20 protein-coding genes are annotated in these 21345 nt (G+C 70.7%); 11 read left to right on the top strand and 9 right to left on the bottom strand.

What is annotated here, in order from left to right; translation table 11 throughout:
• Positions 1-31: 31 nt before the first annotated feature.
• Both ABZS97_RS36715 and ABZS97_RS36710 read right to left on the bottom strand, forming a co-directional pair.
• The gene (locus ABZS97_RS36715; protein ID WP_356145163.1) at positions 32-472 is read right to left on the bottom strand and encodes a DUF3592 domain-containing protein; all 441 of its coding nucleotides are present in this window, start codon (positions 470-472) and stop codon (positions 32-34) included.
• A gap of 64 nt (positions 473-536) precedes the next feature.
• Entirely contained in the window at positions 537-2060 is a 1524-nt protein-coding gene (locus ABZS97_RS36710; RefSeq protein ID WP_356145161.1) for a beta-1,6-galactanase, read from the bottom strand.
• 336 nt (positions 2061-2396) lie between these two features.
• Here ABZS97_RS36710 and ABZS97_RS36705 point away from each other — a divergent pair, with 336 nt between their 5' ends.
• Positions 2397-3233, top strand: a complete 837-nt coding sequence (locus ABZS97_RS36705; RefSeq protein WP_356145159.1) for a class E sortase — start codon at positions 2397-2399, stop codon at positions 3231-3233.
• Positions 3234-3261: 28 nt separating this feature from the next.
• Here the strand turns inward: ABZS97_RS36705 and ABZS97_RS36700 are convergent, their stop codons facing one another.
• From ABZS97_RS36700 to ABZS97_RS36690, 3 genes are read right to left on the bottom strand one after another with little or no spacing between them, the layout of a single operon-like run.
• A complete protein-coding gene (locus ABZS97_RS36700; RefSeq protein WP_356145157.1) occupies positions 3262-3804 on the bottom strand; it encodes a hypothetical protein in 543 nt (180 codons plus the stop codon).
• Positions 3805-3850: 46 nt separating this feature from the next.
• Positions 3851-4528 (bottom strand): hypothetical protein, encoded by a 678-nt coding sequence (locus tag ABZS97_RS36695; RefSeq protein ID WP_356145154.1) that lies wholly within the window; start codon positions 4526-4528, stop codon positions 3851-3853.
• A gap of 58 nt (positions 4529-4586) precedes the next feature.
• A complete protein-coding gene (locus ABZS97_RS36690; RefSeq protein ID WP_356145151.1) occupies positions 4587-6002 on the bottom strand; it encodes an MFS transporter in 1416 nt (471 codons plus the stop codon).
• 112 nt (positions 6003-6114) lie between these two features.
• On the opposite strand from ABZS97_RS36690, the gene ABZS97_RS36685 reads away from it, so the two are divergent.
• The 4 genes from ABZS97_RS36685 (at position 6115) to ABZS97_RS36670 (ending at position 8955) form a co-directional block, all read left to right on the top strand.
• Positions 6115-6678 carry a helix-turn-helix domain-containing protein gene (locus ABZS97_RS36685; RefSeq protein WP_356145149.1) on the top strand — a complete coding sequence of 188 codons (564 nt, stop codon included), beginning with the start codon at positions 6115-6117 and terminating at the stop codon, positions 6676-6678.
• Between the two features lie 98 nt (positions 6679-6776).
• Positions 6777-7094, top strand: coding sequence for a DUF6412 domain-containing protein (locus tag ABZS97_RS36680; RefSeq protein ID WP_356145147.1), 318 nt, complete (start codon positions 6777-6779; stop codon positions 7092-7094).
• A gap of 105 nt (positions 7095-7199) precedes the next feature.
• Entirely contained in the window at positions 7200-7961 is a 762-nt protein-coding gene (locus ABZS97_RS36675) for a YidC/Oxa1 family membrane protein insertase (RefSeq protein WP_356145145.1), read from the top strand.
• 136 nt (positions 7962-8097) lie between these two features.
• Entirely contained in the window at positions 8098-8955 is an 858-nt protein-coding gene (locus ABZS97_RS36670; protein WP_356145143.1) for a fumarylacetoacetate hydrolase family protein, read from the top strand.
• An 81-nt stretch (positions 8956-9036) separates the two neighbouring features.
• On the opposite strand, the gene ABZS97_RS36665 is transcribed toward ABZS97_RS36670, so the two are convergent.
• Both ABZS97_RS36665 and ABZS97_RS36660 read right to left on the bottom strand, forming a co-directional pair.
• Positions 9037-9525, bottom strand: a complete 489-nt coding sequence (locus tag ABZS97_RS36665; RefSeq protein ID WP_356145140.1) for a heme-degrading domain-containing protein — start codon at positions 9523-9525, stop codon at positions 9037-9039.
• Positions 9522-10628 carry a Gfo/Idh/MocA family oxidoreductase gene (locus tag ABZS97_RS36660; protein WP_356145138.1) on the bottom strand — a complete coding sequence of 369 codons (1107 nt, stop codon included), beginning with the start codon at positions 10626-10628 and terminating at the stop codon, positions 9522-9524. Before ABZS97_RS36660 ends, ABZS97_RS36665 begins: the two co-directional genes overlap by 4 nt.
• 59 nt (positions 10629-10687) lie before the next feature.
• Here ABZS97_RS36660 and ABZS97_RS36655 point away from each other — a divergent pair, with 59 nt between their 5' ends.
• From ABZS97_RS36655 to ABZS97_RS36630, 6 genes are all read left to right on the top strand, one after another.
• A complete protein-coding gene (locus ABZS97_RS36655; RefSeq protein ID WP_356145136.1) occupies positions 10688-11887 on the top strand; it encodes an ROK family transcriptional regulator in 1200 nt (399 codons plus the stop codon).
• A 186-nt stretch (positions 11888-12073) separates the two neighbouring features.
• Positions 12074-12871, top strand: a complete 798-nt coding sequence (locus tag ABZS97_RS36650; protein ID WP_356145134.1) for a hypothetical protein — start codon at positions 12074-12076, stop codon at positions 12869-12871.
• Positions 12872-13041: 170 nt separating this feature from the next.
• On the top strand, positions 13042-13821 hold the full coding sequence (locus tag ABZS97_RS36645) for an HAD-IIA family hydrolase (RefSeq protein WP_356145131.1): 780 nt from the start codon (positions 13042-13044) through the stop codon (positions 13819-13821).
• Between the two features lie 124 nt (positions 13822-13945).
• Entirely contained in the window at positions 13946-14554 is a 609-nt protein-coding gene (locus ABZS97_RS36640) for a hypothetical protein (protein WP_356145129.1), read from the top strand.
• Positions 14555-14556: 2 nt separating this feature from the next.
• Positions 14557-15234 (top strand): class F sortase, encoded by a 678-nt coding sequence (locus ABZS97_RS36635; RefSeq protein WP_356145127.1) that lies wholly within the window; start codon positions 14557-14559, stop codon positions 15232-15234.
• A gap of 492 nt (positions 15235-15726) precedes the next feature.
• Positions 15727-16743: a glycoside hydrolase family 6 protein gene (locus ABZS97_RS36630; protein ID WP_356145125.1), complete on the top strand. Its 1017-nt coding sequence runs from the start codon at positions 15727-15729 to the stop codon at positions 16741-16743.
• Positions 16744-16820: 77 nt separating this feature from the next.
• Here the strand turns inward: ABZS97_RS36630 and ABZS97_RS36625 are convergent, their stop codons facing one another.
• Together ABZS97_RS36625 and ABZS97_RS36620 are read right to left on the bottom strand one after the other, a co-directional pair.
• On the bottom strand, positions 16821-18758 hold the full coding sequence (locus tag ABZS97_RS36625) for a kelch motif-containing protein (protein ID WP_356145123.1): 1938 nt from the start codon (positions 18756-18758) through the stop codon (positions 16821-16823).
• Entirely contained in the window at positions 18755-20773 is a 2019-nt protein-coding gene (locus ABZS97_RS36620; protein WP_356145120.1) for a glycosyltransferase family 2 protein, read from the bottom strand. Before ABZS97_RS36620 ends, ABZS97_RS36625 begins: the two co-directional genes overlap by 4 nt.
• Between the last annotated feature and the right edge of the window lie 572 nt (positions 20774-21345).

The following is a 21345-nucleotide window of genomic DNA, read 5'->3' as shown; positions in this document are numbered from 1 at the left end:
CCCACGGTGTCCCGCGGCACGCCCCCGGACCTCAGTAGCGGTAGTAGTGCTCCGGCAGCAGCGTCGCGATTCTGATCAGCACCGCCGTCAGCGCGCCCGCCCACAGCAGGACGCCGAGCCAGACGCCGTATATCGCCGCGCGATAGCGCTCCGGCGAGTCCAGCACCACCGACTCCGGGGAGCCGGGGGTGCTCAGGACGTGGACGCGGCTGCCCTCGGAGAGGCTGCGGGCGTTGATCATGCCGGGGACGGCGCGCTCGTGCTCGGTACCGTCCTCGCCGGTCCAGCGCACCACCGCGTTCAGAGTGGCGTACGACGCCTCGCGCGTCGCCACATGGCCGGTGACCGTGCCCTCCAGGCGGCGGGCGGTGCGGCGCAGAACGTGTTCGGTGATCGCCTTCATGGCCTGCTGGCCGGTCAGGGCCAGGCCGGCGAGGAACGGGATCAAGGTCAGCAACCAGTACGAGTTCATGGCCAGGGAGCTTATGGGGGCGGTGAGTTGAAGAGGCAACCAAGGGGTTGCCTTTGCCGGTCCCTCACAACGTCACCCCGTCGATCTCCAGCGTCTGCACCGCGCCCGCCGCGAACGACAGCGCCAGCGACTTCCCGCTCAGATACGTGTCCGAGTGGGCGGTGTAGAGGTCGCCACCGCCGCCGGTGACCGTGTTCCAGCGGCGGACCAGGCCGCCCGAGCCGCCCGTCACCGTCGAGAAGCGGGAGAGGTCGAAGGTCAGGGTCTGGGCGGAGGTGGCGGTGTTCACGGCCACGATGACCAGGCGCTTCGCCGTCGCGTCGTACGCCGCCGCCGCGTAGCCCACGCCCGTGTCGATGATCGTCATGCCGGGGCGGATGTGGCGGCTGAACTGGGCCATCACGTAGTACTTCGTCTGGACCGTGGTCGGCTGGAGGGTGCCCGCGTCGTATGCGATCATGGCCCAGCCGGAGCTCGGGTCCATCACCTGCCAGTAGACCCAAGCCGTGGGGTGCAGCCAGCGGAAGTCCAGGCAGAGGTTGCTGGCGAGGGTGAGGCCGGTGGCGTCCTTGTCGCCGGTCTCCGAGTTCCACAGCTTCTTGCCCGCCGTGGTCACCACGTCCGTGTAGAGGAGGTCGCGGCGGCCGCCGGAGCCCTGGTAGCCGTGCACGTTGACCTGGTTGACGTACCCCTTCGTCGTCGAGCTGAAGGTGTTCCACGTCGTGCGCGCCAGGTCGTAACTCGTCTCGTCCGAGGCGGAGATACGTGTTCCTGTCAGGCCGCGGCTGTTCAACTCGCTGCGCAGGTACGGGAGTACGGCGGCCTGGACGGCGGCGTCCATGTGGCAGCCCTCCTGGGTGCCGGTGGCGGTCCACCAGCTGGAGGACGGCTCGTTGAAGGCGTCGACCGTCGCGAAGTTCACGCCCCAGTTGTTCTTCGCGTACAGCGCCACGGCGGCGAGATGCGAGGCGTGCTGGCGGTAGTTCCAGGTCTGGAGGTTGTTGCCGCCCCCGGACGCGCCGGAGGGGTTGTGGTTGGAACACATCCACCACATCGGCGAGTTGGCGAAGAGTTCCGTCGTCGCGCCGCGCGACACCGCCTTGGTGAGCATGGAGCGCTGGTTGCTGTCGGCTGTCCAGTCCCACGCCGAGGACGTGGGGTCCTCGTTGTTCCAGTCCTGCCAGTAGCCCTCGATCTGCTTGAACGCCGGGATGTTGGCGGAGGCGGTCATCGTCGTGCCGCCCACGCTGTTCCAGCTGCACGCGCCCAGGTTGTAGCGGGCGATGTTCAGCCCCAGGCCGGGAAGCGACTTCCCGCCGTACGTCACCGACTTCGTGGTGAAGAAGATGTCGGCGAAGTCGTCGCGGGCGCCGAACACGTTGGCCCACCAGGCGAGCGAGGTGCCCCAGCCCTCCCACTTCCCGTACGACGTACCGGGGTTGACGGCGATCGTCGCGTCCGCCCGTGCGGTGCCCGTGCCGAGCACACCGCCGAGCACCGCGCCACCGGCGGCGGCCAGCAGCGCTCTGCGGCGGAGGGGGGAGGCCGGATGGGCTGTCGGCGGCTTCGACTGGTCTGGTGCGGTCATGTCATCTCCGGGTGCGGGGGCCGGGGGTGGACGCCAGGGAGTGCGCGCCAAGGGGAGCTGTGCGGCGTTGCGGGACGCGGGGAGGCGTCGTCCCTCGGAAGCATCGGGTGTGACGCGTGGGTTGTCGAGAGTTCAGACAGCCCTTTCTCTAACCGCTGTACGAAGACGACCGGATTCTGTTCGGGATTCCGTACGCGTACGGGGCTGGTGACTTGAGGAAGCGCCCCCTATCGTGCGGCCCGCGGCGAGGAGGCCTCAGTGGGCCGACGAGGGCGAAGGGGCCGAAGGGGCCGAAGGGGCCGAAGGGGGCCGAAGGGGGCCGAAGGGGGCGTACGCATGCGGGCACCCGTGGTGCATCACCGCACTCGGCGGCGGCGTGCCCTGCGCAGGCGCGCCCTGTGGACCGGCGGCGAGGTCCTCGTCACCGTCGGCGTCGTCCTCATGCTCCTCGTCGTGCACCAGCTGTGGTGGACCAACCGGCAGGCCCGCGCGGGCGCCGAGAGACAGGTCCAAGCCCTGGAGAGGGAGTGGGGAACGCCGTCCCGGCCGGGCAAGACCGCCCCGGCCACCGATCCCTCCCACCTCGCCGATCCCGGTGACGGCTCCGATGACGGCTCGGAAGACGGCTCCGGCGATACGTCCTCCTCCTCCTCCGGCGGCCAGGAGCGCCGGGCCGCGGCCGGCACCGCCACCGTCAACACCACCGGCGTCCACCCCAGTTGGTCCCAGGCCTACGCCGTACTCCGCATCCCCCGCCTCGGCCTCCGCGTCCCCGTCGCCGAAGGGGTCAGCAAGGGGGACGTCCTCAACAAGGGCTACGTCGGCCACTACAAAGGCACCCAACAGCCAGGCCGCGCAGGGAACTTCGCGCTCGCCGGGCACCGCAACACCCACGGCGAGCCCTTCCGGTACCTCAACCGGCTGCGGTCCGGCGACACGCTCACCGTCGAGACGAAGGCCGCCACCTTCACGTATGTCGTCGACAAGACCCTGCCGCAGACCTCGGCGCGCGACGACGGCGTCATCCGTGCCGTCCCCCGCAGCACCGTCCGGCCGTCGTACGGGTACACCGACCCGGGGTACTACATCACCCTCACCACCTGCACCCCCGAGTACACCTCCAGGTACCGGCTCGTGGTCTGGGGCAAACTGCGGTCGATGCGGCCCAGGTAGGAGCCCAGTCGGATCCGCCGGACAGGCCCTAGCCGTTTCCCTCGCCCTGTGGGGAGGTGGCCGGTTCGGCCGGGGGCGGCGCCACGGGGGTGCGGGAGTTCCGTTCGCGCCGTGCCATCAGGACTGCGGCCGCGCCGGTGAGGAGCGTGCCGACGCCGGACGTGAGCGCACCCAGGGCGTTGACCATGTCGGATGCGCTGCCGGCCTGGGGGTTGGGGGCGTTGCCGTCGGGGCCGTGCGTCGGGCTGCTCGTGGGCTCATCCGTCGGATCGTCTGTCGGTTCCTCTGTCCGGTCTGTCGGTTCCTCTGTCCGGTCCGTCTGACCGTCCGTGGGTTGTTGAGTGGTCGGCAGGGAGGATTCCGTCGGGGTGGTCGGCGTGGCGCAGGAGCGATCCCCGGAGCCGCATGTCGTGCCACCGCTGCTGCCGTTGCCGCCGCTGTTGGCCGGCGACGAGTGGTTGTTGGCGTACAGCATGATCAGCCCTGTGCAGAGCAGGGCGATGCCCAGCGAAAAGAGCCTCGGATAGAGCGAACGGCGCCTCGATAAGGCCGACTTGGCGGACATAAGCATGAACACGCACCGGCAGGCGGCTGTGGTTGCACCGGGGCGACCCGGGTCAGAGCTGAGGTGGCCCCGGCGGTTCGATCTTCGGGCCCTTGCCCTGCGCGTAGAGCACCGCCGCGAGTTCGTAGTACGCCACCGAGTCCCCGGCGTCGGCGCGTGGCCGGTACACCTCCTCCGCCTCCGCGAGGCGGCCCAGGGCGGCGAGGCAGCCGCCGAGGTCCCGCCACGCGAACCGGTTGCCCAGCTCGACCGCGAGCCGGTACCACTCCACGGCGCCCGCCAGATCTCCGTCCCGCCGTTTCCAGTAGCCGAGTTGACCGGCGGCCCGCGCACTGCCCGCCCGTGCCATCCCGGCGACCAGTGCCTCGGCCTCGGCTACGCGCCCCGAGGCCCAGCGGCGCATCTCCTGGGCCATCGTCACCAGCCAGTCGGGGTCCTGGCGGACCTCGGCCTCGCGGCGCAGCCAGTGTTCGGCCTCGGCTTCGTAGGCGGCGTCGTTGTGTGCGAGGCGGCTGGCATACCAGGCCAGCGCCTGCACCGCGGCCGCGTGACCGTCCTCGGCCAGCGGTACGAGCCAGCGCTTGGCCTCCTCGCCGCGCCACTGCTCCAACAGGACTTTGCCGAGCCGGAATTGCGCATCGGGGTCACCGAGCTCCGCAGCCGCCCGCAGCAGTTGTCGCTGCTCCTCCGCGGCCGAGTTCGCGCTCGAGTTCGAGTTCGTTGCCGCCATGGTCAGCACCCTAGGCCCGCACTCCTGAGCCCGAACCACCCACCTGGTCCTGGCAGGTTCACCCCCGCTCCCGGAGCACCACCACACTCGCCACCGCCACCACCGCGAGCCCCGCCGAGACAGCGATCGCGAGGTCCGCGCCGTGGGCGAGGGACCGGGTGGACGTCACCAGGGCGATCGTCAGGGCGACGCCCGCGCACGAGCCGATGTAGCGGAAGGTCTGCTGCGCGCCCGAGCCCATCGCCGCGCGGGCCGCCGGGACGGACTCCACGGCGAGGAGCGGGAGCGCGGCGTTGAGCAGGCCACTGCCGATCCCGGAGACGATGAAGCCGGGCAGCAGCCGCGTCCAGGAACCGGCGTCGAGGGCGCCGAGCATCGTCAGGACGCCGGCCGCGTGCAGCGAGAAGCCGAGGGCGAGTTGGTGGCGTGGTGAGACCCGGCCAGCGAGGCGGCGTGCCTGCAGGGCGACGCCGAAGGACAGCCCGGACCAGAGCAGGAACAGCCACGCGGTGTCCATCGCGGACAGGCCGAGCGACTGCTGAAGCAGCGCGGGCAGGAAGCTGAACAGTCCGATCACCGCGAAACCCGTGAACAGGCCGCCCGCGGAGGAGGCGAGGAAGGGGCGGTGGCGCAGCAGGCCGAGGTCGATCATGGGCGTGCGGGTGCGGCGTTCCACGAGCACGAACGCGGCGATCAGGGCGACGGTGGCGGCGAGCAGACCGCCCACCGACGGTCGCAGCCAGCCGTCTCGCCCCAGCGTCAGCGCGGCCACCAGGGAGACCAGCGCGAGCCCGAACGTGACGGCGCCGGCCAGGTCGGGGCGGCCGCCGCGAGGGGCCCGGGACTCGGTGAGGGTCCGGGTGCCGAGGGCGGCGACGACGAGCGCGGCGGCGCCCAGAATCCCGTACGCCGTACGCCAGTTGGGCATTGCTCCGGCCAGCAGCGGACCGACCGCGATGCCGCCGCTGACGAACGCGCCCCACACCCCGGTCGCGTGCTGCCGGCCCCGGGGGGACGGGAAGGCGTGCACGAGCAGGCCGAGGCTGCTGGCGAGGATCGCCGCGCTCGCCGCGCCCTGCGCGATGCGGGCCAGCGTGAACAGCCAGGTCGAGGTCGTGAGTGCGCCCAGCGCCGTGGTGACGCCGAGCGCGACCGTGCCGGCGAGGAAGATCCGGCGGCGGCCGTAGTCGTCCGCGAGGCTGCCCGCGACCAGGAGCAGCGCGGCCAGGCCCAGCGGGGTGCCGTTGAGCAGCCATGCCTGGGCGGAGACCGAGGTGTGCAGGGCGCCGGCGATGTCGGGGAGCGTGACCATCGGCGCGGTGTACGTCATCAGGGTCACGGCGGTGGCGGCGCTGGTGACGATGAGGGTGGGGGTGGCCCGCGGGGACGGCTGCGCGGGGGCTGCGGGACGGGCGGCCGATGGTGCGGCCGGTTGGGCGGTGGTGGCGGAGGTCGTGCGGTCGAGCCCTGTCATGGCTGTCTCTCAGAGGGTGAGTTCGGTCATTGAACTGTGGCTGCGGTACGACCGTAACACCCAAGGTTCGTTCACTGAACCAAGTCGTCGAAAAGTCGCTAGAGTGGCAGGCATGGCTCTGGGCAAGGACTACGTCACGCAGGAGTGCTCGATCGCCCGGGCGCTCGAAGTCGTCGGGGAACGCTGGACGCTGCTCATCGTCCGCGACGCGCTCTACGGCGTACGGCGGTACAACGACTTCCTCGTCCACCTCGGCATCCCGCGCGCGGTCCTCGCGGCCCGCCTCCAGGCGCTCACCGCCGAGGGGATCCTTGAGAAGCGCCGCTACCAGGAGTCGCCGCCGCGCGACGAGTACGTCGTCACCGACCGCGGCCTCGCACTGTGGCCGACCCTGCGATCGCTCGGCGTATGGGGCCGCGAGCACTACACGGAGACCCGGCTGCGCCTCTTCCGGCACGCGACCTGCGGCACGGACCGGGAACTCGGCCCGTACGGCGAGTGCCCCGACTGCGGAACCGTCGTCCCCGTCCCCGACGTCGAAATGCTGCCGGGTCCCGGACTCGACCCGGACCCGGCGGACCCGGTCAGCCGCGCTCTGCTCAGCCCGAAGCGACTGCTCCAGCCGATCGGGACGGAGACTGTGCGACAGGATCCCGTGCGGCGGCATCCTGTATAACGGCAGCGACGAGTACGAGGTCGGGCGCGACGAGTACGACGTCGCGTATGTCGAGCAGAAGACCAGCAGAAGACCAGCAGGGGAGGGGGAGCAGGTTCATGATCCGGATTCGGACCTGGGCGAACATGCGCCCCGCCGCCGTGCTCCTCGTGCTGCTCCTCGAAGTCGCCGTGCTCGACACCGGCAGCCTCTCCGCCGCTGTCGCCTTCGCGGCGACCGCCGCGGCCGGTTCCGCGCTCGCCGTCTGCGCCGTCATCGCCGCACGCTGCGCCCCCGCCGTACCGCGTACGCGCGTCCGTACGGCCATTCGCGACCGTGAGCGCCGTACGGCGTTCCTCCCCCAACGCGATCCCGACGCCTCGGGGCGTCCGCGCCCCCGAGCGCCCGGGCGTGCCCTCCTGACGGCCGCCGCGTAGGGGAACCCTGGTAGTACCGGCCCCCGCGCGGGTCGTCATGCCGCTGTGCGCAGTTTCTGCGCGTTCGTTCGCTCCGGCACGACGAGACCCTCGGAGGGCTCACCCATGTCCGCATTCATGTCTGTTTTCGCCAGTCTGGTCGACGGGCTGGCCGATCTGCTCCAGCCGCTGTTCCACGCCTCCGCGGCGGCTGCCGCGATCGTCCTGTTCACCGCGCTCGTACGGCTGCTCGTGCACCCCCTGTCCCGGGCGGCGGCGCGCGGGCAGCGGGCGCGCGCCAAGCTGCAGCCGCAGATCGCCGAGCTGCGCAAGAAGCACAAGAAGAAGCCGGAGGAGTTCCAGAAGGCGCTGATGGCGCTGCACGCGGAGGAGAAGGTGTCGCCGCTGTCCGGCTGCCTGCCCAGCCTCCTGCAGATGCCGGCCTTCTTCCTCCTCTACCACCTGTTCTCCAGCTCGCGGATCGGCGGCGAGGCGAACGCCCTGCTCGGCCACAAGCTGCTCGCGGCGCCGCTCGGCGACCGGTGGGCGGACGCCCTGGGCGACGGCGGGGTGTTCGGGGCGCCGGGGCTGGTCTACCTCGGCCTGTTCGTCCTCGTCGCGGCCGTCGCGACCTTCAATTACCTGCGCACGAAGCGGATGATGGCGGCGAACCCCGTCCAGGCCGGTGCGGACGGGCAGCAGACGCCGGGGATGGGCGCGATCAACAAGTTCATGCCGTTCATGTCCTTCTTCACCCTCTTCACCGTGGCCGTGGTGCCGCTGGCCGCCGCGCTGTACGTGGTGACGAGCACCACATGGAGCGCGGTCGAGAGGGCGGTGCTGTACCGGGACATGCCGGGGGCGGCGCCCGCGGCGGCACTCGTGTAGCCGCGGCGGAAGGCGAGGTTACGGTCCAGTCCGTGAACGGGGTATTGCGGACTGGACGTCGAGCTTGGAGGATCGACCAGTCCTCCGATGGCTGCACCCATCGGCTGGGCTGCCGCGATCGAGGGAGATTGTGATCATGAAGCTGCTGCGAGTCGGTACGGCGGGAGCGGAGCGACCTGCGCTGCTGGACGCCGAGGGAAGCCTGCGGGATCTGTCGGGCGTGGTCCCGGACGTCGACGGCGCGCTGCTCGCGGACGACGAGGCCCTCGGCCGCGTACGGGCCGCCGCCGATTCCGGCGAGCTGCCGGTGCTCGACGCGGCCGGACTGCGCGTCGGACCGCCGGTCGCACGCATAGGCAAGGTCGTGTGCATCGGGCTGAACTACCACGACCACGCCCGGGAGACCGGTGCCGAGCCGCCCGCCGAGCCGGTGATCTTCTTCAAGGCCGCGGACACGGTGATCGGCCCGTACGACACCGTGCTCGTGCCGCGCGGCTCCACCAAGACGGACTGGGAGGTGGAGCTGGCGATCGTCATCGGGCGGACCGCCCGCTATCTCGCCTCGCACGAGGAGGCGCTCGCGCACGTCGCCGGGTACGCGGTGGCGCACGACGTCTCCGAGCGCGAGTTCCAGATCGAGCGCGGCGGCACCTGGGACAAGGGCAAGAACTGCGAGACGTTCAACCCGCTCGGCCCGTGGCTGGTGACCGCCGACGAGGTCCCGGACCCGCAGAACCTGTCGCTGAAGCTCTGGGTCAACGGCGAACCGAAGCAGAACGGCACGACCGCCGAGCAGATCTTCCCGGTCGCCGAAGTGGTCCGCTACGTAAGCCAGTTCATGACCCTGTACCCGGGCGACGTCATCAACACCGGTACGCCGGCCGGGGTCGCCATGGGCCACCCGGAGCCGAAGCCGTTCCTGCGGGCCGGGGACGTCGTGGAGCTGGAGATCGAGGGGCTGGGGCGGCAGCGCCAGGAGCTGAAGGACGCGTAGTACTTTCGGCGGCTGAGGCTGAGGCTGAGGCTGAGGCTTCGCGTACGGGGTCGGGGGGAGCCCCCGACCCCGTACGCACTCCTAGGACTTGAACCGCTCCAGGGCCTCGACCACCATCGCGTGGTCCTCGATCTGGGGCAGTCCGGAGACCACCACCGTGCCGATGACGCCCGCGCCCTCGACCGTGATCGGGAACGCGCCGCCGTGGGCCGCGTACGTGTCCGGGTCCAGGCGCGAGGAGTCCTCGAAGGTCGTGCCCTTGGCGCGGAAGCGGGAGCCGACGAGGTAGGAGGAACAGCCGTAGCGCTCGACGACGCGGCGCTTGCGGTCGATCCAGGCGTCGTTGTCCGGGGTCGAACCGGGCAGCGCCGCGTGGAAGAGCTGCTGGCCGCCGCGGCGGATGTCGATCGCGACGGGCGCACGGCGCTGCCGGGCCAGTTCGACGAGGAGCGAACCGAGGGTCCACGCGTCGTCGTGGTCGAAGTGAGGGAGCGTCAGGCGGCGTTCCTGCTCCTCCAGTTCGGCGATCGAGGGGGCAGCGGGGGCGGGTACGGGGCTCGTGGCGCTCACAGGGACACCGCCCCGCCGTCGCGGGCCGAGCGTCGCGCCGCCTCCAGTACGTCGAGGGTGGCCGCGGCCTCGAGCGCGGTGACCGGGTTGGGGGCGCCGTCGCGGAGGGCGGCGGCCACGGCCGCGTAGTACGCGGGGTAGGCGCCCGGCAGGGTCGGCTCGGGCCGGCCGCCGCCGGTCAGCGGGGACTCCCCGGAGCCGACGTGGCCCCACATGCTCTCGGGCTCGACACCCCATTCCTCACCGGCCGCCGGGCGCCTGCCCTCGCGCAGCGCGGCCTCCTGCGGGTCGAGGCCGTACTTCACATAGCCGGCCCGCGAGCCCAGGACGCGGAAGCGCGGGCCCAGTTGGGCGGTGGTCGCCGAGGCGTAGAGGTGGGAGCGGACGCCGTTCTCGTGCGTGATCGCGAGGAAGGTGTCGTCGTCGGTCTCGGCGCCCGGGCGGCGGATGTCCGCCTCGGCGTACACCGAGACCGCCGGGCCGAACAGGACGAGCGCCTGGTCGACGACATGGCTGCCGAGGTCGTACAACAGACCTCCGATCTCTGCCGGATCGCCGGACTCGCGCCAGCCGCCCTTGAGTTGGGGGCGCCAGCGCTCGAAGCGGGACTCGAAGCGCTGGACCTCGCCCAGCTCGCCGTCCGCGATGAGCTTGCGGAGGGTCAGGAAGTCGTTGTCCCAGCGGCGGTTCTGGAAGACGGAGAGCAGCAGACCGCGCTCGTCGGCGAGGGCGGCGAGCTCGCGCGCCTCGGCGGCGGTGCCGGCGATCGGCTTGTCCACGACGACGGGCAGACCCGCCTTGAGCGCGGCGGACGCGATCGGCACATGGGTCTTGTTCGGGGACGCGATGACGATCAGGTCCAGCTCTTCGGCACGGGCCCACAGGTCGTCGGGGGAGGCCGCGAAGCGGACGCCGTCGCCGAACTCGGCGCGGGCCTGCGCCTGCCGCTCCGGGTTCGAGGTGACCACCGTGTCGAGGGCGAGGCCCTCGGTGGCGGCGATCAGCGGCGCGTGGAAGACGGATCCCGCCAGGCCGTAGCCGACGAGGGCCACGCGGAGGGGGGAACCGGGGCGGGAGCCGGTGCCGGAAGCTGTGCTCGTCATGGGTCCACTCATGCCTCCACTTTCGCAACGCTGTTGCCAAAGTGCAAGCTCGGGGGAGAATGGCGTACGTGAACAGGACCGGCGGGGAGTCGAACGTGGCAGGTGGGGCAGTGGTGGGGGCGGGTGCGCCGAGGGGTGCGGGGGGTGTGCAGGGTGCGGCGGGCGTGCCCGGTGCGGCCGGGGTGAATCTGCTCGCCCTGCGCAGTCACAACGCCGCCCTCGTGCTCGACCTGCTGCGCACCGCCGGGCCCGACGGCATCAGCCGCCTCGAAATCGCCGAGCGGACCCGGCTGACCCCGCAGGCCGTCAGCAAGATCACCGCACGGCTGCGGGCGGACGGCCTGGCGGCGGAGGCCGGCCGCCGCGCGTCCACCGGCGGCAAGCCGCGCACCGTACTGCGGCTCGTCCCCGAGACCGGGCACGCCGTCGGGCTCCACCTCGACCGCGACGAGCTGACGGCCGTGCTCTGCGATCTCACCGGGGCGGTGGTGGCCGAGCGGCGCGCCGCGCTGGGTCTGGGGGCCGGGGCGGAAGCCGTGGTCGAGGGCGCCGCAGCGGAGGTGGAGACCCTCCTCGCGGGGCGGCCCCCGGTGCTCGGGATCGGGGTCGCCCTGCCCGGACCCCTCGACCACGGGCGCGGTGTGCTGCACCGGGTGACCGGCTTCCCCGAATGGGACGGGTTCCCGCTGCGGGACGCGCTGGCCCGGCGGCTCGGCGCGCCCGTCGTGGTGGACAAGGACACGAACGCGGCGGCGCTCGGGCTCGCGGTGGGCGGCGCCGTGGAAGCCGCCCACGGATCCTTCGCCTACCTCCATCTCGGTACGGGGCTGGGCGCCGGGCTCGTGATCGGCGGCGCCGTGCACCGGGGGGCCAGGACCGGTGCGGGGGAGTTCGGGCACCAGGTCATCCAGCTGGACGGGCCCGTGTGCGGCTGCGGGAACCGGGGGTGCATCGAGGTGCTGTGCCTCGGGGCGGTGGAGCGGGGGGCCGTGGACGAGGCGGCTCGCGTACTGGGCGAGGGGGCGTCGAACCTCGTGGGACTGCTGGACATCGACGTGCTGCTGCTCGGCGGACGAACAGTGGCCCGGCACCGGGAGGCGTTCGTGCACGGAGTCTCGGCGGTGCTTGCCGCCCGGGCCGGACGAGAGGGGGCGCGTGCCGGGGTCCCGGTGCGGGTTGCTCCCGGTGGGGAGCGGGGGGTCGCGGAGGGGGCGGCCCAGTTGGTGCTGGGGGCGGTGTTCGGGCGGGGGGACGGGTGAGGGGCGGGGATCGGGGCCGGCGTACGCGCCCCCGCCCCGGGCCCCGACCCAGGCACCGCCCCGCTCCGCCGACCGAGCGGAGTTCATCAGTGAAAGAGGTCGCCGCAGGCGTGGTGACCCGGTGGGCTCGCGCGCGCATGGCACGGTCGAGGGCCCGATCGGCAAAGGCTCTTCATGCGAAAGCGAATGCGAAAGCGACTGCGCACGACCCTGGCCCCGGCCCTCGCCCTGTCCTTCACGTTCACCGCAGCCGCCGTGTCCCTCGTGCCCGCCACGGCCACCGCCACCGCCCTCACGAACCCCCGCCCCAGCTGCTCCGCCCCGGGCGGCCGTGACTTCCCGGTCAGGACGCGGATCCACGGAGGCCCCGCCGGTTTCGACGTCGGCGGTGGGTTCGGGACCTGGTACATCGACCTCACCAACACCACCGCGCACACCTGCGGCGGCGTCCATCCGGTCGTCGTCCTCGTGGACGAGAAGCGGGCGCTGCGGCCGGAGCAGGCGCGGCTGGAGTTCTACGCCGGCAAGGGCGGACGCCCGCACCCCGTCGCGTTCGAGAGGAGCGACGAGGACGAGAACATCGGGGTGTTCGACGACGGCTTCCCCGGGTTCACCGTGGGCCCCGGCCGGACCCTCACCGTCAAGGTGCGGCTCTCCGTGACCTCCGACGCGGCGGTGCCGAACGACGTCGTGGCCAACGCGGCCGTCGTACAGCGGCACGGTGACGACGGGGACTGGGTGGGGGAGTCGAACCCGTACAAGTTCCGGATCGAGAACGACGGCGGAGACGGCGACGGCGTCGTGGACGGCCCCCGGGCCCCCGGCAGCAATGACGGCGGCGCACGGAAGGAGTCGGCCGGCGAGCTGGCCAGGACCGGACACCCGGCGACGGTGCCGTACGGCCTCGCCGCGGCGGCGGGCGTACTCGCGGCAGGCGCCGCGCTGTTCGCCGTATCCCGCCGCCTGCGGCTCCGGCGCCGCTGACCGGCAGGCGGCGGGGACGTACGCGGTGAAGGTCCGCCACCCGCAGCCGGGACTGCGCACATGGGCGACGGGGTCAAGATCAGCCCTGCGTGATTAGGCTGTCCGCGTCGGCACAATGTCGTACCGGCCGCCCCAGCACGCCCTTGCGTAGTACGGCAGGAGATCGGCACATGGCAGAACGCAAGCCCATCGAATCGTGGCTCACCGACATGGACGGTGTACTCATCCACGAGGGTGTGCCGATTCCCGGCGCCGACGCCTTCATCAAGAAGCTGCGCGAGTCCGGCCGGCCGTTCCTGGTCCTCACCAACAACTCCATCTACACCGCCCGTGACCTGCACGCCCGCCTGCAGCGCATGGGCCTGGACGTCCCGGTCGAGAACATCTGGACCTCCGCCCTGGCCACCGCCAAGTTCCTGGAGGACCAGCGGCCCGGCGGCACGGCGTACGTGATCGGCGAGGCGGGGCTGACCACGGCGCTGCACGACATCGGGTACGTCCTGACCGACCACGAGCCCGACTACGTCGTCCTGGGCGAAACGCGGACCTACTCCTTCGAGGCCATGACCAAGGCCGTGCGGCTCATCAACAACGGGGCCCGCTTCATCTGCACCAACCCCGACGAGACCGGCCCCTCCACCGAGGGCCCGCTGCCCGCCACCGGCGCGGTCGCCGCACTGATCACCAAGGCGACCGGCAAGCAGCCGTACTTCGCGGGCAAGCCGAACCCGCTGATGATGCGGACCGGGCTCAACGCCATCGGCGCGCACTCCGAGACCAGCGCGATGATCGGCGACCGCATGGACACGGACGTCCTCGCCGGACTGGAGGCCGGGATGGAGACCTACCTCGTCCTCACCGGGCTGACCACGCCCGCGGAGATCGAGAAGTACCCGTACCGGCCGTCGAAGGTCGTGGACTCGATCGCGGACCTCGTCGACCGGATCTGAACGCCTGTCCGAACCCCCTGAGGGGAGCACGGACGCGCGGGAACTCGTACGGAGCAGTCGGCGCCCCTCCCCGGATGCGCCGGCCCGTCCGTAGGAGGAGTCTCCAGACAACTGGAGGTTCACGATGGGTTCACTGCGACTCGCTCTCTGTGCCGGGGCGGCGGCTGCGGCTGCGCTCACCCCCACCGCGTACGCGGCCGACACCGCCCACGTCTCCGACGCGTTCGACGCGGGCGTCTCCGTGACGCCCGCGTCCCCCGCCCCGGGCAGCGACATCCAGCTGCTGGCGCGGGGCTGCGCGGGGCGGACCGGCACGGCCGCGTCCGGGGCGTTCGTCACCGACGCGCAGCTCACCGGCGCGGCGAGGGCCGACGGCACGCTCGTCGGGGAGACCCGCGTCCGCTCCTCGCTCCCACCCGGCACGTACGACATCAAGGTCGGCTGCGACGGTCGCGGCGGCAAGGTGACCGGCACGATCACCGTCCCCGGGCCGCCCTCCTCGGCCACGGCATCCGCTCTCTCCACCCCCTCCGCTCCGGTCTCGCCCGTGGCCCCCGTCGACGCGGGCGGCGGCGGCACCGCGCACCTCGACTCGGTGAACGCCGCGCACGCCGTGGACGCCCGGAACGCCGGGCCGGGCACCCGGCAGGCGGTGATCGGCCTCATCCTCGCGAGCGTCGCCGCGATCGCCGTGGCGGCGCGCGGTGCCCGCCGCAACCGCGACGTGGACTGACGGTGAGATCCGAGAGTTCCGGGCGGGAGCGTTCCTCCGGCACCGGGCGCCTGCTGACCGGGGTCGCCTGGGTGGTGCTGCTGCTCGGGCTGTGGCTGTGGGGGCGCGAGGTGACGGACGTACGGCAGGGGACGTCGGCGCCGACCACCGGCGACATGGCGGCGGTGGGACGGCCGCCGGAGGCGAGGCTGCCGCCCGCGCTCAAGCCGCTCGGGGAGGCCAGACCGCAGCGCATCGACATCCCGGCGATGGGGGTGCAGGCGCCGGTCGTGTCCCGCGGCCTCGATCCGCGGGGAGCCATCGATCCGCCGCCGTTCGACCAGCCGGGCGTGGTCGGCTGGTACGCGCGCGGGGCGAAGCCCGGGGCGGCCGGGACCGCGCTGTTCGTGGGGCACGTCGACACCGAGACCCGGCCCGCGGTCTTCTACCGGCTCAGCGCGCTGCGGCCGGGCGAGACGGTCCGGGTGATCCGCGACGACGGTACGGTCGCCGAGTTCACCGTGGACGACGTCCGGGTCCTCGCACGCGACCGCTTCGACGCCCAACAGGCCTACGGGCCACACCGGTCGGGCCGTGCCGAGCTGCGGCTCATCACCTGCGGCGGCACGTTCGACCGCGCCACACGCAGTTATTCGGCGAACGTCGTGGTCTCCGCGTATCTCAGTGGCACCGGCCTGTGAGGGGGCCAGGTCACCTGGCCCGACCGGCGGCCCGCTCCCCCCGGAGCCGCCGGCCGGGCTGGTCCTCGACCGCGCGCGCACGGGCTGCGGGAGTAACCCGGCGATCGGCGCGGGAGGTTCTGGGGCCAATCCGCACAGGGCGGATTGAGTAACGAGCCGGGGGCTGGGGCCGTTTGAGGCAACTCTAGAACGGATGAGCGCTGCGGCCTAGAGTCTGTTTGACGCCAGGTCGACCGGTCGTGGCGCAGCGTGATGCGCGCAGGTGACGGCCGGATTTATGCGAGGTTTCCACCGGGTTCGGATGGGCCGGCGAAAGCCCGTGTCCCCTATGTCCCTGATGCTCCTTCGCCCGTCGACCGCCCCCGCCCGGCCGCGCCGGCCCGGTCGCCCGGGGCTGTAACAGCTCGCCGACAAGGCTCGGGCGATCTCGTGGGCGGCGCGGTGGGTATGTCAGGATTGATGCTTCGGACAGTGCACCCAAGGGGGAGTTGGATGTACGGCAAGAAGGGGGCCGGAACTTGGGCGTCCGTAGCGGTGGCGGGGGCGGCACTGCTGCTCGCCGGGTGCTCCTCCGGGGGCGGCGGCGACGAAGACGACGGTTCGGGTTCCAAGGTCACCCAGCAGCCCAGGAGTTCGGACCCGTTCTGGGTCAACCCGTCCGGGAACGCGGCCGAGCAGGTCGCCCGGTACGCGAAGGACGGCAAGAAGAGCGACGCCGAGCAGATCCGCAAGATCGCCGAGCAGCCGACCGGTGAGTGGATCGGCCCGGAGAACCCGGAGGCGGAGGCGCGCGGCTTCACCGAGGCCGCGGAGAAGGCGAACCGGTCCGCGATCCTCGTCCTCTACAACATTCCGCACCGCGACTGCGGCCAGTTCTCCCAGGGCGGCGCCGCCGACGGCGACGCCTACAAGGCCTGGATCGACGGGGTCGCCCAGGGCATCGGCGACCGGCCGGCCACCGTGATCCTGGAACCGGACGCGATCCTGCACCTGGTCAACCAGTGCACACCGAACGAGTTCCACGAGGAGCGCTACTTCCTCCTCAAGAGCGCCATCGGAAAGCTCAAGTCCCTGAAGAACACGAAGGTGTACCTGGACGCGGGCAACGCGGGCTGGGGCCACCCCGACCAGATCTTCGAGCCACTGAAGTGGGCGGGCATCGCCCAGGCCGACGGCTTCTCGGTCAACGTCTCCAACTTCTACTCGACCAAGGACTCCATCGCGTACGGCAAGCAGTTGTCCGCGAAGGTCGGCGGCAAGCACTTCGTGATCGACACCAGCCGCAACGGCAACGGGCCGTACACGAGCGGCAAGGCCGACGAGAACTGGTGCAACCCGCCGGGCCGTGCGCTCGGTGAGGAACCGACCACCAAGACCGCCGACCCACTGGTGGACGCCTATCTGTGGGTCAAGCGGCCGGGCGAGTCGGACGGCACGTGCAAGGGCGGGCCCAAGGCGGGGGAGTGGTGGGCGGATTACGCCCTCAAGCTGGCCAAGTCCAGCAAATAGCCGACTACTTGCGTACGTGACTGGGGGCGCCCTCCGAAGCGGAGGGCGCCCCCAGTCACGTAGCAACTATCCCTGAATCACGGCACCTTCACCCACTGGGCCTTGCTCGGTGTCCCCTGGTCGTCCGTCACGAAGAGCATGTACCAGCCGGACTCCACCAGGTTCCGGTTCTTCGGCACGGTGACCTCGATGCCGCCCTTCGTCTTCTTCAGATCCAGTGCGATGGACCGCTGGTCGACGTCGGTGACATGCGTGGACGCGCTCGGCCGGATCAGCCGGGCCGTGGTGATGGACGAGGCGTGCGCCGAGGTGAACGTCGCCGTACCGCCGCGGGGAACGGTCTTCGGGCCGCCGGAGAGCGAGGGCCGCGAGTCACGGTAGAGGTAGGGCGGGGTGTAGATCTCGATGCGCTGCTCGAACACGCCGGGCTTGGTGTCGGCCTTGTCGGCGTAGAGCGAGTCGGAGCCGAAGAACATCACGCGGCCGTCGGGCAGCAGGATCGAGCCCGAGTGGTAGTTGCGGCCCACCAGCGGGTCGGCGACCTGCTTGAAGGTGTTGGACTTCGCGTCGTAGATCCGCGCCTGGTGGATGTTGGAGTCGCCGCGGCCGCGGTAGTCCTCCGAGCCGCCCGACACCAGCACCGTGTCGTCGGGCAGGATCGAGGACTGCGGGTAGCGGGTGCCCTTCTCCAGCTCGGGCCCGTCCACGAATCTCGGGTTGTCCGACTTGAGGTCGATGATCCGGGTCTTCTTGCTGGACCTGTCGGACTCGCCGACCCCGCCGCCGCCGATCACCATGTACTTCTCGTTCTGCGCGGGCGGCAGCAGCACCGTGCCCGACGTCTCCATCCGGTCCGGGTCGCTCAGCCCCTTGAGCTTGGTGAACTTGTTGGTGTCCAGGTCCCAGACGCCGGGGTCGCGGCCGACGTTGTCGGGCCCGTATCCGGCGTTCGAGCCCGAGTAGAACAGCTCGCCGTTCTGCATCAGCGAGATCGCCGGGTACGTCGGGAACTGGCGGATGCCCTTGGTGTACGTCCACTTCTTGGTCTTCGGGTCGAACACCTCGTTCTTGCCCGGGACCAGCTGGCCGATCTCGTCGAGGCCGGAGAGGCTGAGAACCTTGCCGTCCGACAGGGTGGTGAGCGTCGGGTACCAGCGGGCCTCGTTCATCGGGTCGACCTTGATGTACTTCTCGGCGACCGGGTCGAACTCGTAGGCATCGCGGATGCCTTGGAAGTCCTTCTTGTCCAGGGCGAGCTTCTGCGCGATGCCGTACGTGTTGCGGGCGTCGGTGCCGGTCAGGCCCTGGATCCGGTAGTTGTCCTGGGTGCCCGTCTCGTACTTGGTGCCGCTCTTCTGCGCCTCGACGTAGATACGGCCGAGGCCCGGGTCGTTGCGCAGGAACTTTCCGGTCGCCTTGTCGAAGACCTTCTTCGCGCGCGGCACCAGCACCGGGTCCTTGGAGACGAACGTCCTGGCGTTGTTCCTGCCGGTGAACTTGGTGCCCGCCGGCAGTGTGATCGGCTTGTCCGGGTTCTCGTTGTGCACGATCATCAGGCCGCCGGCCTTGGTGACGTCACCCTTCAGCTTCTCGTACCGCCTGGTCCCGCCCGCGATCAGCAGATTGCCGTTGGCGAGCTGGGTGTGGCCCGTGCAGAAGAGGTCGGCCGGCGTGGGAATCTTCTTGATCGTCTTGTTGACCGGGTCCCAGATCCGGGTCTCGAACCGCTTCGCGTCGAAGTTGTCCTGGTTGTTGCCCGAGCCCGCGATCAGCAGGATCTTTCCGGTGTGCAACAGGGCCGCGTGAATGGTGTTCTGGCGGTACTCCTCGGGGAACTGGACGACATCCCAGTGCCCGTTGTCGGCCTTGTACTCCGGCTTGTTGATCTTGTACTGGTGGTACTGCTCCGTCCCGAAGCGATACAGCCACGGCCCGTTCATCCCCGCCAGCGCGAGAACCACCGCCGCGCCTATCGCCAGACGACGAGCGCGGCGGCGGCTTGCACCGTCTTTCATTTCTTACGTCCCCCAAGGGCGATCCGGATCGTGTGATCCATGGGCTGGTCTCTCGGCTCGTCCTGCGGCTCGTCCCGGGCCGGGTCGCCGCCCCCGCTCGCCGCGGCCCAACTGGGCTTGTGCTGCGGGGCATGCGGAGAGTGCGGGGCGTGCGCCGCGTGCTGTTCCTGCTGGGGCCCCGAGGCCTGCGCGGGGATCGGCACGGTGGGCGGCGTCGAGGGGGGCGCCGTGGGCTTCTTCTCCGCCTGGCGCAGCGACCACTGCCAGGCGAAGATCGGCGACGCGGTGATCAGCAGCGCGAACGACGCCCAGGTGAGCATCGCCGGGTGGGCGTGCCCGTAGGCGAACGAGGCGCTCATGGAGGCGCCGAAGACCATGATGAAGAACAGATGGATCCGGAAGGTCCCGAACAGTGTGTCCGGGCTCGCCGAGTCGCCCTTGGGTGTCACCACGAACTTGCTCTTGCGGCGCAGTACGGCGTCCATGAGCGAGCGCGCGTAGATCGGCGCGGACAGGGCCGACATCACCATGCCGGCGACGCCGCCCGACCCCTCCGGCTCGTGCGGCGAGACGTTGTGGCGGCGGTTCCAGATGTACAGGCCGATCTGCAGCGCCGACGCGTTGCCGTACAGCATCAGCCAGACCGTCGGGTCGATGTTGACGCCCGAGGCGCCGAGGCCCAGGAACAGGGCGCAACTCAGGGCCGCCAGGATCCAGTTGAGGGCCGACATCGGATAGAAGATGATCATCATCGTGTAGTTGAAGAGCTTGCCCGGAGGCATGGAGTAGAAGCCCTTCCAGTACTGCTTGAGGATCGTCTCGTAGGTGCCCCGCGACCAGCGCAGCTGCTGGGTGAAGAAGTCGGTCCAGGCGTTGGGCCCTTCACCGACGGCCAGCACGTCCGGCGTGTACACCGACTTCCAACGGCTGCCGGTGGCCGGGTTCTTGGCGCGGTGGATCTCGAAGCCGGTCGCCATGTCCTCGGTGATCGAGTCGTACAGACCGCCGATCTGCTTCAACGCCCTGATGCGTACGGCGTTGGAGGTGCCCACGAACATCGGGGAGCCGTAGAAGTTCCCGGCCCGCTGGATGAGGGCGTGGAAGAGGAACTGCTGGGACTCGGCGGCCTTGGTGATGGGGTTGTCGTAGTTGCCGTACACCTGCGGGCCGATGACGAAGCCGACGTCCGGGTCGCGGAAGAAGCCGAGCATCCGCTCCAGGTAGTTGGGCAGCGGCACATGGTCGGTGTCGACCGAGGCGAAGTAGTCGTACGCGTCGCCGTGCGCCTCCAGCCAGGCGTTGTAGTTGCCGTGCTTGGTCTTGGCGCGGTGCGGGCCCTTGGCCTGGTTCCACTTCGCGATTCCCTTGCGGGAGAAGTGGTGCACGCCGAGGCGCTCGCAGACCGCCTTCACCTCGGGGTCGTCGCCCTCGTCCAGGAGCCAGATGTGCAGAAGGCCCCGATGGCGGATCCTGACGGCCGCCTCCAGGGTCTTCGTCACCATGGCGAGGGGTTCCTTGCCGGGCACGAAAGAGGTGAGGAAGGCGACTCTGGTGCCGGTCTCGGGCACCACCGGGACCGGGTCGCGGGCGACCAGGGTGGCGTGCGCGTTCGACAGCACGTTCATGCAGCGGAAGAACTCGATCAGCCCGATCGACACCAGCATCACGATGTCGAGCGCCGGCAGGAAGTCGTAGGCCGGGTAGTCGCGTTCGGTCCAGTGCTCCGGCTGGAGCAGCCAGCCGAGCAGGACCAGCGAGAGCAGCGGGGCGGCGCCGAGCATGAGGGCGGCCCGTATGCGGTGCGGCTCCTGCGACAGCAGCGAGCGGTACTGGACCTTGTACGGCTTGTTCGGGTCCGGCTGCGTCAGGGGCCCCGCGAGCCGGCTGTAGTGCTCGTAGTCGTATCTCGGCAGCGTCTTCCTGATTCTGCGGAATCCGCCGGTCCGGTGCGATGGCACCCTTAGTTGAGTCGTCTCGGACGGGTCGAAGTTCTGCCGGGCGCCCGTCGGCGTCATGAGTCATCCCCCCGCACGCACAGGTGCGTGTTCGTCGGTCTTCCGTTCGCTCGGGTCCCCCTCGACCTTCGCGAACGCATCAGTGGCAGGTGCGTCACCACGTCATCCACACTTCAGAGACACGGAAACGCGACCTTCCGGTTGCATGATGCCCCCTCGGCATCCGTTCATGAGTGGGGCCCCATCCCCATCACAGTCGCAACCGGCCGATCCCCCAACTGTCGTGTATCGACAGTCCCTTGAAGCCCAGGGTTCTACGTCGTCCATCATGATCGCAAGATGCGAAACGCGGTGTTAACCGGTCATACGCGCTCTTAGGGACAGGTGTACGAGGAAGGGACGAAGGTGACCGTACGGCGACCGGTCAAAAGAGGGGACGCGGCGGCCCGGTCCGGTGAACCGGTTCAGTCGGCGGCGCGGCGGACCGGCGGGTGGGGCGGCCGTGGCAGGAGCGACGGGCGGGGTGGACGGGGACGGCGAAGAGGCCCCTCGCTGCTGCGAGGGGCCTCTTCGGTCGGTGCGCCGCCAGGGACTCGAACCCCGGACCCGCTGATTAAGAGTCAGCTGCTCTA

It is taken from the genome of Streptomyces sp. NPDC005485 (genome assembly GCF_040606085.1).
Lineage (GTDB): Bacteria > Actinomycetota > Actinomycetes > Streptomycetales > Streptomycetaceae > Streptomyces.
The sequence above is the reverse complement of the archived record's forward strand: the minus strand, read 5'-3'. Positions and strand labels throughout refer to the sequence as shown.

Bases quoted from the DNA above. Each gene is read 5' to 3' on its own strand.
- ABZS97_RS36660 (WP_356145138.1), bottom strand. From the start codon at position 10,628: ATGACGAGCACAGCTTCCGGCACCGGCTCCCGCCCCGGTTCCCCCCTC.
- ABZS97_RS36695 (WP_356145154.1), bottom strand. From the start codon at position 4,528: ATGGCGGCAACGAACTCGAACTCGAGCGCGAACTCGGCCGCGGAGGAG.
- ABZS97_RS36650 (WP_356145134.1), top strand. From the start codon at position 12,074: ATGCGAAAGCGACTGCGCACGACCCTGGCCCCGGCCCTCGCCCTGTCC.
- ABZS97_RS36685 (WP_356145149.1), top strand. From the start codon at position 6,115: ATGGCTCTGGGCAAGGACTACGTCACGCAGGAGTGCTCGATCGCCCGG.
- ABZS97_RS36640 (WP_356145129.1), top strand. From the start codon at position 13,946: ATGGGTTCACTGCGACTCGCTCTCTGTGCCGGGGCGGCGGCTGCGGCT.
- ABZS97_RS36715 (WP_356145163.1), bottom strand. From the start codon at position 472: ATGAACTCGTACTGGTTGCTGACCTTGATCCCGTTCCTCGCCGGCCTG.
- ABZS97_RS36700 (WP_356145157.1), bottom strand. From the start codon at position 3,804: ATGCTTATGTCCGCCAAGTCGGCCTTATCGAGGCGCCGTTCGCTCTAT.
- ABZS97_RS36670 (WP_356145143.1), top strand. From the start codon at position 8,098: ATGAAGCTGCTGCGAGTCGGTACGGCGGGAGCGGAGCGACCTGCGCTG.
- ABZS97_RS36705 (WP_356145159.1), top strand. From the start codon at position 2,397: ATGCGGGCACCCGTGGTGCATCACCGCACTCGGCGGCGGCGTGCCCTG.
- ABZS97_RS36675 (WP_356145145.1), top strand. From the start codon at position 7,200: ATGTCCGCATTCATGTCTGTTTTCGCCAGTCTGGTCGACGGGCTGGCC.
- ABZS97_RS36625 (WP_356145123.1), bottom strand. From the start codon at position 18,758: ATGAAAGACGGTGCAAGCCGCCGCCGCGCTCGTCGTCTGGCGATAGGC.
- ABZS97_RS36620 (WP_356145120.1), bottom strand. From the start codon at position 20,773: ATGACGCCGACGGGCGCCCGGCAGAACTTCGACCCGTCCGAGACGACT.
- ABZS97_RS36645 (WP_356145131.1), top strand. From the start codon at position 13,042: ATGGCAGAACGCAAGCCCATCGAATCGTGGCTCACCGACATGGACGGT.
- ABZS97_RS36690 (WP_356145151.1), bottom strand. From the start codon at position 6,002: ATGACAGGGCTCGACCGCACGACCTCCGCCACCACCGCCCAACCGGCC.
- ABZS97_RS36680 (WP_356145147.1), top strand. From the start codon at position 6,777: ATGATCCGGATTCGGACCTGGGCGAACATGCGCCCCGCCGCCGTGCTC.
- ABZS97_RS36630 (WP_356145125.1), top strand. From the start codon at position 15,727: ATGTACGGCAAGAAGGGGGCCGGAACTTGGGCGTCCGTAGCGGTGGCG.
- ABZS97_RS36710 (WP_356145161.1), bottom strand. From the start codon at position 2,060: ATGACCGCACCAGACCAGTCGAAGCCGCCGACAGCCCATCCGGCCTCC.
- ABZS97_RS36655 (WP_356145136.1), top strand. From the start codon at position 10,688: ATGGCGTACGTGAACAGGACCGGCGGGGAGTCGAACGTGGCAGGTGGG.